The sequence below is a fragment of the Pseudarthrobacter sp. HLT1-7 genome (genome assembly GCF_059383435.1).
In genome coordinates this window covers 39,268-51,963 of record NZ_JBWZCH010000018.1, presented here as the reverse complement: position 1 = coordinate 51,963, position 12,696 = coordinate 39,268, and the positions used below count along the sequence as shown (strand labels likewise).

Genomic DNA, 12,696 nt, shown 5'->3' with positions numbered 1-12,696 from the left:
CATGCCCCGCGCCGGGTCCAGCGGGTGGACACAGTGCCCTTATGCCCGGTCCCGGGTGCGAAGAATGGGCATGTCCCCCACCGTTACCCGCGGTGCAGCCCAACTCCGCGCCCCGGGCCCCATCAGCGCGGCTGGAGCCCCAGCGGCATACCTTTCAGCCCTCGCGGGACCGACGCGAGCTTTCCGGCAATGTCCAGCAACGCTAGGGCCGCCGGCGTCTCCGGGCGGCCCAGCACCAGCGGAACCCCCTCGTCGCCGCCTTCACGGAGCAGGATGTCCAGCGGGATCTGCCCCAGCAGGGGGACCTCGGCCCCCACCGTGGCGGACAGCCGCTCGGCGAGTACGGCGCCGCCGCCGCTGCCGAACAGTTCCATCCGGGCGCCGTCGGGAAGTTCCAGGTACGACATGTTCTCCACTACGCCGGCCACGGTCTGGCCGGTCTGCGTCGCGATGGCGCCGGCCCGTTCGGCGACGTCCGAGGCAGCCGCCTGCGGCGTCGTCACCACGAGGATCTGCGCTTTGGGCAATAGCTGGGCCACGGAGATGGCGATGTCGCCGGTGCCCGGCGGCAGGTCCAGGAAGAGGGCATCGAGGTCGCCGAAGTACACGTCAGTAAGGAACTGTTCGAGCGCCCGGTGCAGCATCGGTCCGCGCCAGGCGACAGGCTGGTTCCCGGTGACGAACATGCCGATGGAGATGACTTTGACCCCGTAGGCCACCGGCGGCAGGATCATGTCATCCACCCGGGTGGGCGTCTGGGTGATGCCCATCAGGGCCGGCACGGAGAAGCCGTAGACGTCCGCATCCACGATCCCTACGCGCAGCCCTTTCGCGGCCAGGGCGCAGGCCAGGTTTACGGTGACCGATGATTTCCCGACGCCGCCCTTGCCGCTGGCGACGGCGTACACTTTGGTCAGCGAACCGGGCTCGTTGAAGGGGATCCCGCGCTGGCCGCCGGCGCCGCGTAGCTGCTCTTTGAGGGCGTCGCGCTGCCCCTGGGTCATGACCTTAAGCTCCACCTCGACGGCAGTGACCCCCGAAACTGCGGACAGCGCCGCCTCGCAGTCGGCGGTGATGGTGCCGCGCAGGGGGCAGCCCGCGATGGTGAGCAGTACGGCGATCCGAACCATGCCGCCGTCGGAAATCTGCACCGTGTCGACCATGCCCAGCTCGGTGATGGGGCGGCGGAGTTCAGGATCGATCACGGTGGCGAGGGCGGCGTGCACTGCTTTGCGCAGCGGGGAGGCCGCGGAATGGTCCTGCGACGGATCCGGGGAGGAGCCCAGGGGAGCGTCCGGCGGGGTGACATCCGGTGCGGTGCTCATGCGGTGGACACTCAGCTTCCGGGGGACGTGCGGTGTACCGGGGGGCCGGGCACGTCCGGACCGGCGTCCGGGCTGCTGCTGGACTTGGAATCCGGCTTAGAGTCCGACTTGGAATCCAATTTGGAGTCGGACTTGGAATCCGGTTTGCTGCCGGTTTTGACCCGGGGGACCTGCTGGTTCCGGGGGCTGCGTTGCTTGTCGCGGCGTTCCTTCAGCTTCTCCTTGACCTTGTCCCGCGGGGATTCGTGGACGCCTGCAGCCGGATCGTGGGTGCGCAGTTCCTCCTGCGCCTCCAGCATGTCCTCCAGCAGGCTGCGCAATTCGGCCCGGACGTAGTCGCGCGTGGCGACCTCACGCAGGGCGATGCGCAGTGACGCCAGTTCCCGGGTCAGGTACTCGGTGTCGGAGAGGTTCCGTTCGGCGCGCTGGCGGTCCTGCTGGAGTGAAACGCGGTCCCGGTCATCCTGCCGGTTCTGGGCGAGCAGCAGCAACGGCGCGGCGTAGGAAGCCTGGAGCGAGAGCATCAGAGTCAGGAGGGTGTACCCGAGGGCGCGCGAGTCGAACTGCCACTCCTCCGGGGCAAAGGTGTTCCAGACCAGCCAGAGGAGGACGAACACCGTCATGTAGACCAGGAACTGCGGCGTGCCCATGAACCGGGCAAAGCCTTCCGTGGTCTGGCCGAAGGCGTCCGGGTTGGGGGAAAACTTCGGCAGGATCCGCTGGCGGCCGCTCAGGGGCGTATCGAGGCTTCCCTTGGCCGTCTTGCTGCCCGGCCGGACCGGCGGATTCCTGGGTGCGGTGTTATCAGCCAATGCGGCCTCCAAGCTTCCTTATCGGGACATCGTCCTCGTGGGCGCGCCAGTCATCGGGCAGCAGATGATCCAGCACATCGTCAACAGTCACCGCCCCCACAAGCCGACCGTCGCTGTTGACGACGGGGAGCGAGTTGAGGTTGTAGGTGGCCAGCGTGCGGGCCACCTCGCTGATGTGTGCCAGGTCCGACACGGGTTCCAGGGTCTTGTCCACCAGGTTGCCCAGCGGCTCCGGCGGCGGGTAGCGCAGAAGCTGCTGGATGTGGACGACGCCGAGGAAACGGCCGGTGGGCGTCTCCAGCGGGGGCCGGGCGATGAAGATTGATGACGCCAGCGCCGGGGAAAGCTCCTCGCGGCGGACGTGGGCGAGGGCTTCCGCGACGGTGGCTTCCGGAGGCAGGATGACCGGGACCGGGGTCATCAGGCCGCCGGCGGTGTCCTCGTCATATTCGAGCAGGCGGCGGACATCTTCGGCGCCTTCGGGCTCCATCAGCTGCAGCAGCTGTTCGGCCTGGGCGCTGGGTAGTTCGGCGAGGAGGTCGGCGGCGTCGTCGGGGTCCATTTCCTCCAGCACGTCTGCGGCGCGGTGCACGTCGAGGGCTGAGAGGATCTCCACCTGGTCACCCTCCGGCATCTCCTGGAGGACATCGGCGAGCCGCTCATCCTGGAGTTCGCTGGCAACCTCGAAGCGGCGCTTGTCGCTCATCTCCTGGAGGGCCTCGGCGAAGTCGGCCGGCTTCAGGTCCTCGTGGGTGGCGACGAACTGGGTGGCGGCCTGCGGCTCGGTCCGGGCGCCCTGCTGCGCGTCGGCCCAGTCAATGATCATGGTTTCGTTGCGGCGCAGCCTGCTCAGCGGCGAGAGGGAATGGCCGCGGCGGACAAAAAGCTTGCTGACAAACCAGTCGCCGGAGCGGTGCTTGTCCATCGCGATGTCCTCGATGGTCGCATCCCCGCTGCCGTCCGCGAGGGTCACGCGGCGGTCGAACAGTTCGGCCACCACCAGAGTCTCGGCGCCGCGCTGCTCGAAGCGGCGCAGGTTGACGAGTCCCGTACAGATGATCTGGGTCGGGTCGATCGAAGTGATCCGGGTCATCGGCACGAAGACGCGTTTCTTTCCCGGCACCTCGACGACGATGCCCACCACATGGGGGGCGCCGCGGTTTCCGCGGGAGAGCACGACGACGTCGCGCAGCCGGCCCAGGCGGTCGCCCAGCGGGTCGAAGACGTCCAGTCCGAGGAGGCGCGCAACAAACACCCGCGAAAGATTTGTGCTCACCTGTACAGGCTACCCAGTCTGCTCTCCTTTAGCTGAATTTGCAGGCGATGCACAGCCGGATAGGTAAGAATGGGACTATGTCAAACATTTTTGGTGCCCCCAGGGCTGGTGCCCCCTCCGGCCCGGACGAGGCCCGCAGTGTCCCTAAGGGCGACACCGTCGGGTCCTACAATTCCTACCTGGATGCCCAGAAGGCGGTGGACTACCTCGCGGACCAGCAGTTCCCGGTGCAGATGGTATCGATCGTAGGCAACGAACTCAAAATGGTGGAGCGGGTGACGGGCAGGCTCACCTACCCCCGGGTTGCCCTCTCCGGCGCGGCCAGCGGCATGTGGTTCGGCCTGTTCGTCGGCATCATGCTCTCCTTCTTCTCCACGACCGACGGTGCCTTCTCGATCGTGACGTCGGTGCTGATGGGTGCCGCGTTCTTTATGCTCTTTGGCATCGTCACGTACGCCATGCAGCGCGGAAAGCGTGACTTCACCTCGACCAGCCAGGTAGTGGCGACCAACTACGACGTCGTTGTCTCCTTCGAAGCCGCAAACGAGGCGCGCCGGCTCCTCCACCAGCTCCCGATGACGCAGCATGACGCCTCGGCTTCGGCCGGGAGCACAGGTTACGCCCAGCACCAGCCATACCAGCCGGGTCCGGAGCACGGTTCCCAGCAGTCCGGTCAGCCCGGCCAGCAGGGCCAGGCACCGCAGCGCCCCGCGGGCTGGAATGACCCCTACGGCCAGAAGACTCCCCAGGACAGCCGGCAAACGGCCGCAGGCCAGCAGGCTGAGCCGTCCCCGCAGCAGGCCGCCGGTCCGGCTGAAGCAGCAGCCGCTGCCGCGCCGGAGGCGGAAGAGGCCGCCAAGCCGGCCGGTTTCGCGTATCCGGACCTGCCCGACGGCCGCCCGCAGTACGGTGTCCGCGTCACCGACGGGCCCAAGCAGGAACCGGGCCAGGACAGCTCACAGCGCTAGTGGTTATTTTCGTTAGTTCGTTGGGGTTGGACGCGGGCAGTTAGACAGGGCCTCGGCCTTTTCGCTCCGGGGGACATGTCCATTCTTCGCGCCCGGAACTGGACATAATGACAGTATGTCCATCCGCTGGCTCCGGCGCGGGGCATGTCCCTTCGGGCCGGTGTCCAGTCCAGCGGGACATGTCCATTCTTTGCGCCCCGGGACCGGGCACAACGGGACTATGTCCATCCGCTGGCCCCGGCGCGGGGCATGACCCTGAGCAGTGCCCTCCCAGCCCCCGGGCCAAGACCCCGACGAACTATCGAAAATGCCCGCTGGCCAGCGCTGCCCGGTCAGGGCTTAGGCCCGCGCACAGAAAGCCCCGTCCGGAGAACCGGACGGGGTTTTTGGACGGGTCTTTCCGCTGGGCTTTCTGGTTGGGCTTTCCATGGCGGCGGTATGCCCCGGGTGGTGCAGGCCTGCAGCCGGACCATGCGCCGCGGGCCTGCGGTGGAACTAGGGGTTCTGGCCGTTGGCTTCCTGGTAGATGCCCGCCATCCAGGATTCGACGTCGTCGGCCTTGCGCGGCAGGGCGGCGCTGAGGTTGACCGGGCCGGCCGCGGTCATGAGGATGTCGTCCTCGATGCGGACACCGATGCCGCGGTATTCCTGGGGGATGCCGAGGTCCTCGTTCTTGAAGTACAGGCCGGGCTCGATCGTGAAGACCATGCCGGGCGTGAGGACACCGTCCAGGTACAGTTCACGTTTGGCCTGGGCGCAGTCGTGCACGTCCAGGCCGAGGTGGTGGGAGGTGCCATGCGGCATCCAGCGGCGGTGCTGCTGGCCCTCGGCGCTGATGGCTTCCTCCACCGACACCGGCAGCAGGCCCCAGCCGGCGAGCCGCTCCGCCAGGACTGTGGTCGCGGCGGTGTGGATGTCGCGGAACTTGGTGCCGGGCTGGGCCGCTGCGAAGCCGGCGTCGGCGGCGTCGAGCACTGCCTCGTAGACCTTGCGCTGGATCTCGGTGAAGGTGCCGTTGGCCGGCAGTGTGCGGGTGATGTCCGCGGTGTACAGCGAGTCCGCCTCGACTCCGGCGTCGAGCAGCAACAGCTCGCCGGCATTGACCTTGCCGGTGTTCCGGGTCCAGTGCAGCACGGTGGCATTGTTTCCGGCGGCCGCGATGGTGTCGTAGCCGAGCTCATTGCCGTCCTCCCGGGCCCGGGCGAAGAACGCGCCCTCGACGACGCGCTCGCCGCGCTGATGGGTCAGTGCCCGGGGCAGGGCCTTGACCACCTCGGTGAAGCCCTGCACGGTGGCGGCGACGGCCGTCTTCATCTGCTCGATCTCCCACTCGTCCTTGAGCAGGCGCAGCTCGGAGAGGGCTTCGGAGAGCAACTCGTCGAGGGCGTCGAGGATGCCAAGGTCCAGGTTTTCCGGATCTTTGGCCGTGTTGTAGCGGGCGGTGTCCACAAGGGCGTCGATGTTCTCGTCCACCTTGCGCACCAGCCGTATCGAGATGCCGCCGATTTCGGGGGCGCCCACGTTCTTGGTGATGGCAAGCTCGAGCTCGCTGATGTCGTCGGTCGCCAGGCCAAGGCGGGCCTTGAACTCGGCGAGGCTGGGCCGGGCCCCGATCCAGAACTCGCCCGAGCGGGAGTCGGCGTAGAACTGCTCGGTGTCGCGGCCGGCCAGCGGGCGGAAGTACAGCGTCGCATGGTGGTGGCCGCCGTCGTCGCCTTTGCCTTCGCCGGCAGGCTCCAGGATGAGCACGGCGTCGGGCTCGTGGTCCAGGCCCAGTCCGGTGAGGTGCGCGAAGCCGGAGTGCGGGCGGAAGCGGTAGTCGCAGTCGTTCGAGCGGACCTTCAGCGGACCGGCGGGGATGACCAGGCGTTCGCCTTTGAACTGCTCTGAAATTGCGCGGCGGCGGGTGGCGGCATGGCCGGCAACTGCGTCGCATTCCGGCTGTTCATCCCGGGACGGGGCCCAGTTACTGGCCATAAAGGCCTTGAAAGCGGCGGAACTGGGCCGCTGCGAGCGGTTGTTGACGCGCTCTTCGAGGGGCTGGGAAGCGGAGACTGTGGTGTTATCTGCATCGTTCACGCATCTATCGTCTCACCAGCGGCGCGGCCGAGGCCAACAGGCGGGCGTTGCCCATCTACTAGGCTGGTGTGGTGAGGATAGACCTGCATGCCCATTCGAACGTTTCCGACGGCACCCAAGCGCCCGGTGCGGTGATGGCCTCCGCGGCGGAGGCGGGACTCGACGTCGTGGCCCTGACCGACCACGACTCGACCGACGGCTGGGCCGAGGCGACGCTCGCGGCCCGGGAACATGGAGTTGCGCTGGCTCCCGGCATGGAGATCTCCTGCCGGACCACCGAAGGCATCAGCGTCCACCTGCTCTGCTATCTGCATGACCCGGCGCACCCCGGCCTGCTGGACGAGATCACCAAGGCCAAGGACGCGCGCTTCGTCAGGGCCGAACGGATGGTCAGCCTGCTCGCGGAGGACTATCCGCTGAGCTGGGACGACGTCATCCACCATGTGGCGCCCGGTGCCACCCTGGGCCGGCCGCACATCGCTGACGCGCTTGTCGCCGCGGGCGTGGTGGCAGACCGTACCGAGGCCTTCGAGTCCATCCTGACGTCGCACTCGCGTTACTTCGTGCAGCACTACGCGCCGGACCCGGCACTCGCCGTCGGGCTGGTCTGCGCGGCCGGCGGCGTGCCGGTCTTCGCCCACCCGGTGGCCTCGTCCCGCGGACGGATCGTCGGGGAGCGCACCTACCGGGAGATGATCGACGCCGGACTGGCCGGGCTGGAGATCGACCACCGGGACAATCCCGAGGAGGGCAGGGCGTTCCTGCGCAAACTCGCCGAGCGGCACGGCCTGCTGGTGACGGGTTCCTCCGACTACCATGGGGCCGGGAAACCGAATCTGTTGGGCGAGAACCTGACCTCGCCCGAGGTGTTTGCCCGGATCGAGGAACTCGGCACCGGAACACCCGTGGTGCGCTGACGGATCAGCCCTCCCCGTCCGCCCGTTGTGCTATCAGTTGGAGTCCCCATCCGGCCGGATTAAGCACCGGGACTGATAGGGCAACGGGAGTCAGCTGGCCGGGAAGACGCTGAACTCGGCGTGGGCCGCGAGGCGTTTGGCCATGACGTCGATCGCGGGCTGGTTTTGGTCCACACAGACGAACCTGCGGTCCAGCTTCGCGGCGACGGCGCCGAGCGTTCCGGAGCCGGCGAAAAAGTCCAGGCACCAGTCGCCGGGGCGGCTGGAGGCGGCCACCACCCGGCGGATCACGCCCTCGGGCTTCTGCGTTGGGTAGCCGGTCTTCTCCTTGCCGGTGGGCGAGACGATGGTGTGCCACCAGACGTCTGTGGGGAGTTTGCCGAGCTCGCGTTTGGCCGGTGTGACCAGGCCGGGCGCCATGTACGGCTCCCGGTCCACCTCGGCGCTGTCGAAGTGGTACTTCGCCGGATTCTTGACGTACACGAGGATGTTGTCGTGCTTGGTGGGCCAGCGGTACTTGGCCCGCGCGCCGTAGTCGTAGGCCCAGATGATCTCGTTCAGGAAGCACTCCCGGCCGAAGATGGCGTCCAGCATCACCTTGGCGTAGTGCACCTCCCGGTAGTCCAGGTGCAGGTACAGGGTGCCGTCATCGGCGAGCAGCCGCCACGCCTCGACCAGCCGCGGCTCCAGGAAGGACCAGTAGTCGCTGAAGGCGTCGTCGTACCGGTGCAGGGCGCCCTTAATCGTGTCGTAGGACCGGCCCTTGAACCCCACCCGGTCGCCCCCGCCTGCGGCGTTGACCACCATTGTGGTTCCCTGGCGCGTCTGGACCCGGCCGGTGTTGAACGGCGGGTCCACGTAAATCAGGGTGAAGGCGCCGTCCGGCAGCGTGGGGAGGTAGTCAGCGTTGTCCGCGTGAACCACCAGGTTGCTGCCGTCCGGCGCCCAGACGTTCTCTGTCATGGGGAGAGGTCAGGCCTCGGTGCTGCTTACCGGAGACCCGGCCTGGGCGTCGCCGGCGACCACTTCGCCGTTGCGGCGGCGGGTGCGGGTCCGGTTGCGGCGTGCGCGGGTGGCGCGGTCTACCTCGGTGGGCGGCTTGACGGCTGCGACGGCTGCCGTCGGCTCTGCCGCCGGGCTGCTCGTGGCGTCGGCGTCGGAGGTACGACGGCGGTCTCCGGACCGTCCGCTGTCCCGTCCGCCGCCGGCGCTGCCGCTGCGGCGGCTGTCGCGGCTGCTATCCCGTCCGCTGCCGCGGCCCCCGTCCCGACCGCCGCCGGTGCTGCCGCTGTTTTGCCCTCCGCTGCGGGTACCGTCACGCCCGCCATCACGTCCGCCTGTGCTGCCGGTGCTGCGGGGAGCATTCCTCTTGCCGGTCTCGCCCAGGTCCTCGAGGACTTCGGCGTCGACGCCGGCGAGGACGCGCTTGTTGCGGGGCAGGCGGCCCTTGGTTCCTGCCGGGATGTCGAGCTCTTCGAAGAGGTGCAGCGAGGAGCTGTAGGTTTCCACCGGTTCCGGGACGCTCAGGCCGAGGGCCTTGTTGATCAGGCCCCAGCGGGGCATGTCATCCCAGTCCACGAACGTCACGGCGGTGCCCTTGTTGCCGGCGCGGCCGGTGCGGCCCACACGGTGAAGGTAGATCTTTTCGTCTTCGACGCACTGGTAGTTGATGACGTGGGTGACGTCGTCGACGTCGATGCCGCGGGCGGCGACATCAGTGGCGACGAGGACGTCCACCTTGTTGTTGCGGAAGGCGCGCAGCGCCTGCTCGCGGGCGCCCTGGCCGAGGTCGCCGTGGATGGCGGCGGCGGCGAAGCCGCGGTCCACCAGTTCCTCGGCAACCTTAGCGGCGGTTCGCTTGGTCTTGGTGAAGATGATGGTGCGGCCGCGGCCGCGGGCCTGCAGGATGCGCGCCACGACCTCGATCTTGTCCATGCTGTGCGCACGGTAGATGAGCTGGCGGATGTCGCGCTTGGTCAGGCCCTCGTCGTCCGGGTCGGCGGCGCGGATATGGGTGGGCTTCGTCATGTAGCGGCGGGCCATGGCGATGACCGGGCCGGGCATGGTGGCGGAGAACAGCAGGGTCTGGCGGACATCCGGGGTGCCGGCGATCAGGGTCTCGACGTCCGGGAGGAAGCCCAGGTCCAGCATCTCGTCGGCCTCGTCAAGGATGACCATCTTGACGTTCTTGAGCACCAGGTGCTTCTGCTTGTAGAGGTCGATGAGGCGGCCGGGGGTACCGACGACGATCTCGACACCCTTTTGCAGGGCCTCGACCTGGGGTTCGTAGGCGCGGCCGCCGTAGATCGTGGTGATGCGGGCGTTGCGCTTGCGGGCGGCGTTCTGCAGGTCGCTGGCAACCTGCACGGCGAGCTCGCGGGTCGGCACAATCACGAGGGCCTGGGGTGCGCCCGGGGCGGGCAACTGGTTGTAGCCGGCGTCGTCCGGCCCGACGACGCGCTGCAGCGCCGGGATGCCGAAGCCGAGGGTCTTGCCGGTGCCGGTCTTGGCCTGACCGATGATGTCGTGGCCCGACAGTGCCACGGGCAGCGTCATGGACTGGATGGGGAAGGGGTGGGTGATGCCGGCGTCGGCAAGGGACTCCACGATATCGGCGCGGACGTTGTAGTCGGCGAAAGTCAGCTCGGCAATCTCGTGCGGCTTTTCGTCCGAGATGATGGTCTCTTCCGGCTCAAGCGATTCCGTTCCGGATTCGTCGGTCAGAAGCTGGTGCGTGTGCAATTCACTCACAGGGGAGTTTCCTTATTCATTTTGGGCTGCGCTGCTTGCTCAACGGGGCCGGCCGGGAGGCCGTTCCGGAGCACGCTCAGGCGCGCAGGCAATTCCAGTGGAAGCCGATCGCGGGCTATCTAAATGCTGGCACTGGGGACCAGCGGGTGTATCTCAAGATCGCGTAGGGGCGGGCTTGTTGAATTCGGGAATCATGGAAATCAACGACCGGGCATCCATCTCTACCCTCCCAGTCTAGCTGTACGCAGCCCGGAATCTTGACTGGCCGTGCCGCTGCGGCCCCGTCACGGCGGAAATTGCGCACGTGAGCGCCGCGGAGCCTCAGCCCGCGAGCTCCAGCCGGACCTCACGGGTGGTGATATCGGAGGACACGATCCGGACCCGGACCTGGGTGCCGGGTTCCAGTTCGCCGGGGCAACGCGCCGTGACCGCGGGATCCGCGATCTGCACGATCCCGGAGGGGCTTCCGCCGTTCCCGTTTGCCTTTCCGGACGCCCCGTTCCCGTTCCCGTTTCCGTTCTTCCCGTTTTTGACGGGCTTGGTTGGCTTGGACCCGGAAATAACGACGGCATCAAATTCCTGGCCAATGTGGTTGATCAGCAGCGCCGCCTCGACGGTGTCCAGCGAGAGGCGCTCCAGCTTCGCGGCCAGTTGGTCCGACGCGGCCATGATCGAAGGAAGGGAGGGCAGGGCCTCGCGGGCCCAGGCCGGGACGTCGGTGCCATTGCTGAGCGCCTCGCAGATGACCAGCACAAAGCGGTCGATCAGCCGGCGCAGCGGTGCGGTGGAGTGGGCGTAGGCGGCGCCAATGGCGGCCTGGACGGCGGCGTCCGGTACCGTCCCGTCAAAGGGGGTGTAGCCGGCGCCGCGGAAGAGCATACCGGCCGAGTGCACGATCGCCAGCTGCTGCGGGTCCGTGGGGTCAAGGGTGCGCAGGTACTCGCCGTAGCTCATCTCCCCGTCCCAGGGCTTGCCGAGGGCCCGGGTCTGCCGGTGGAAGTGCGCCAGGGAGCTCTCATCCGGGGCGGGCATGGTGCGCAGGATCCCGACCTTGCCTTCGAGCATGATCCGGGCCGCCGCCATCCCTGTCATCAGCGAAATCTGGGCGTTCCAGTCCTCCACCGGCAGCGGCGGGACCGCCACGATCCGGTAGCCGCCGTCGGGCAGCTGTTCGATTTCCTGTTCCGGCATGTTCAGGCTGGCGCCGCCGCGGAGCCGTTCCAGCTCCACCCGCTTGATCCCCACTTCCCTGAGCAGCTGCAGCACGGGGGCCGCGGTGCCGGCGTCGAGCTCGGCCTGCACACCCTTGTAGCTGAGCTTGGCGCGGCTGCGGACCTGCGCCCGGCGCACCAGGACCGCAGCGACCTCGGCGGCGGAATCGAGCTCGAATTCCCAGACGAAGGCCGCACACAGCTGTCCGGCGAGCAGGCTGCCGGCTGCCTCGCTGATGACCTCCGGGTGCAGCGGGATCCGGCCGCCCGGGGTGTAGAAGGTCTGGCCGCGGCGGCGGGTTTCGGCGTCGAGCGCCCCGCCGGGGGCCACAAAGGAGGGGACATCGGCGATGGCATAGAACACTTTGTAACCGTCACCGGAGCGGTCGATGAAGAGCGCCTGGTCCAGGTCGGTGGAGGACTCCGGATCGATGGTGACAAACTCGATGTGGGTGAAATTCAACTCCGGCAGCTCATGCCCGGCCACGGCCTCCTTGGCTTCCCGGAGTGCGTCCTCGGGAAAGGGTCCCGGCAGCTCCAGCGTGGTGCGCAGCGTGGTCAGCGCCGCGGCAAGCTGGTTCTGCTGCTGGTGGATGCTGGGCGTCAGGCGATGATGGGACACGAAAATCAGAGTAGCCCGATTCCCGCGATTAGTCTTGGATCATGAGTGCATCCCCGTCCGATCCCGCGCGTTACAACAGTTTCCTGAGGGATCTGCTCGGTGCGATGGCCTACGGCGAGCTGTCGGCCTTCGAGCGGCTGTCCTCCGATGCCCGGTATTCGCCCACCCTCCACGACCGTGCGGTGCTCGGCCGGATCGCTGTGACCGAGTTCCAGCACTACGAACTGGTCAGCGCACGGCTGGAGGAACTGGGCCTCGACGCGGAGGCCGCCATGCTGCCCTTCCAGCCGTCCGTGGACCACTTCCACGAGCGCACGCGCCCGGCGGACTGGTTCGAATCGCTGATGAAGGCCTACGTAATCGACACGGTCTCCGCCGATTTCTACCGCGCCGTGTCGCGCCACGTCGACGGCTCGACCCGGGAGCTGGTGGAGCGGATCCAGTCCGATGAAGCGGCGACGGCGGTGCTGCGCGAGCTCCTCAGGGCGGCCCTGGACGATGACCCACGGCTGGCGTCGCGGCTGGCACTTTGGGCGAGGCGGCTGTTGGGGGAGGCCCTGACCCAGGCTCAGCGGGTGAGCGCCGGGCTTACGTTCCTCGGCGGCCTGATCGGCGTGGACGCGGAACAGTCAGAGGAACAGATCCGCGGGCTGAGGGCCGAACTCGCGGCCGGGCACTCGAGCCGGATGAAGCAGCTGGGGTTGACCGGTTAGGTCCTTATCAGGACTCTTCCCC

The 12,696-nt window shown here is 67.8% G+C and carries 10 protein-coding genes; 3 read left to right on the top strand and 7 right to left on the bottom strand.

The features are described from left to right. Nucleotides 1–122: 122 nt before the first annotated feature. The 3 genes from AC50X6_RS15585 to AC50X6_RS15575 are packed head-to-tail and all read right to left on the bottom strand — an operon-like array spanning nt 123 to nt 3,413. A complete protein-coding gene (locus AC50X6_RS15585) occupies nt 123–1,325 on the bottom strand; it encodes an Mrp/NBP35 family ATP-binding protein (protein WP_494967088.1) in 1,203 nt (400 codons plus the stop codon). An 11-nt stretch (nt 1,326–1,336) separates the two neighbouring features. After that, nucleotides 1,337–2,149 carry a DUF1003 domain-containing protein gene (locus AC50X6_RS15580; protein WP_494967087.1) on the bottom strand — a complete coding sequence of 271 codons (813 nt, stop codon included), beginning with the start codon at nt 2,147–2,149 and terminating at the stop codon, nt 1,337–1,339. Then, on the bottom strand, nt 2,130–3,413 hold the full coding sequence (locus AC50X6_RS15575) for a magnesium transporter MgtE N-terminal domain-containing protein (protein WP_326965751.1): 1,284 nt from the start codon (nt 3,411–3,413) through the stop codon (nt 2,130–2,132). Before AC50X6_RS15575 ends, AC50X6_RS15580 begins: the two co-directional genes overlap by 20 nt. A 77-nt stretch (nt 3,414–3,490) precedes the next feature. On the opposite strand from AC50X6_RS15575, the gene AC50X6_RS15570 reads away from it, so the two are divergent. Beyond that, nucleotides 3,491–4,381, top strand: coding sequence for a YflT domain-containing protein (locus AC50X6_RS15570; protein WP_494967086.1), 891 nt, complete (start codon nt 3,491–3,493; stop codon nt 4,379–4,381). Between the two features lie 495 nt (nt 4,382–4,876). Here AC50X6_RS15570 and AC50X6_RS15565 read toward each other — a convergent pair whose 3' ends face one another. Beyond that, a complete protein-coding gene (locus AC50X6_RS15565) occupies nt 4,877–6,460 on the bottom strand; it encodes an aminopeptidase P family protein (RefSeq protein WP_494967085.1) in 1,584 nt (527 codons plus the stop codon). Nucleotides 6,461–6,531: 71 nt separating this feature from the next. Here AC50X6_RS15565 and AC50X6_RS15560 point away from each other — a divergent pair, with 71 nt between their 5' ends. Continuing rightward, nucleotides 6,532–7,377, top strand: coding sequence for a PHP domain-containing protein (locus AC50X6_RS15560; protein WP_494967084.1), 846 nt, complete (start codon nt 6,532–6,534; stop codon nt 7,375–7,377). Between the two features lie 90 nt (nt 7,378–7,467). Here the strand turns inward: AC50X6_RS15560 and AC50X6_RS15555 are convergent, their stop codons facing one another. The 3 genes from AC50X6_RS15555 to AC50X6_RS15545 form a co-directional block, all read right to left on the bottom strand. Next, nucleotides 7,468–8,340, bottom strand: a complete 873-nt coding sequence (locus AC50X6_RS15555; protein ID WP_494967083.1) for a DNA-methyltransferase — start codon at nt 8,338–8,340, stop codon at nt 7,468–7,470. 9 nt (nt 8,341–8,349) lie between these two features. Next, the gene (locus AC50X6_RS15550) at nt 8,350–10,128 is read right to left on the bottom strand and encodes a DEAD/DEAH box helicase (RefSeq protein ID WP_494967082.1); all 1,779 of its coding nucleotides are present in this window, start codon (nt 10,126–10,128) and stop codon (nt 8,350–8,352) included. Nucleotides 10,129–10,449: 321 nt separating this feature from the next. Beyond that, the gene (locus tag AC50X6_RS15545; RefSeq protein ID WP_494967081.1) at nt 10,450–11,961 is read right to left on the bottom strand and encodes an RNB domain-containing ribonuclease; all 1,512 of its coding nucleotides are present in this window, start codon (nt 11,959–11,961) and stop codon (nt 10,450–10,452) included. A 41-nt stretch (nt 11,962–12,002) separates the two neighbouring features. Here AC50X6_RS15545 and AC50X6_RS15540 point away from each other — a divergent pair, with 41 nt between their 5' ends. After that, entirely contained in the window at nt 12,003–12,674 is a 672-nt protein-coding gene (locus AC50X6_RS15540; RefSeq protein WP_494967080.1) for a ferritin-like fold-containing protein, read from the top strand. Nucleotides 12,675–12,696: the final 22 nt, after the last annotated feature.

Bases quoted from the DNA above. Each gene is read 5' to 3' on its own strand.
- AC50X6_RS15585 (WP_494967088.1), bottom strand. From the start codon at position 1,325: ATGAGCACCGCACCGGATGTCACCCCGCCGGACGCTCCCCTGGGCTCC.
- AC50X6_RS15570 (WP_494967086.1), top strand. From the start codon at position 3,491: ATGTCAAACATTTTTGGTGCCCCCAGGGCTGGTGCCCCCTCCGGCCCG.
- AC50X6_RS15555 (WP_494967083.1), bottom strand. From the start codon at position 8,340: ATGACAGAGAACGTCTGGGCGCCGGACGGCAGCAACCTGGTGGTTCAC.
- AC50X6_RS15540 (WP_494967080.1), top strand. From the start codon at position 12,003: ATGAGTGCATCCCCGTCCGATCCCGCGCGTTACAACAGTTTCCTGAGG.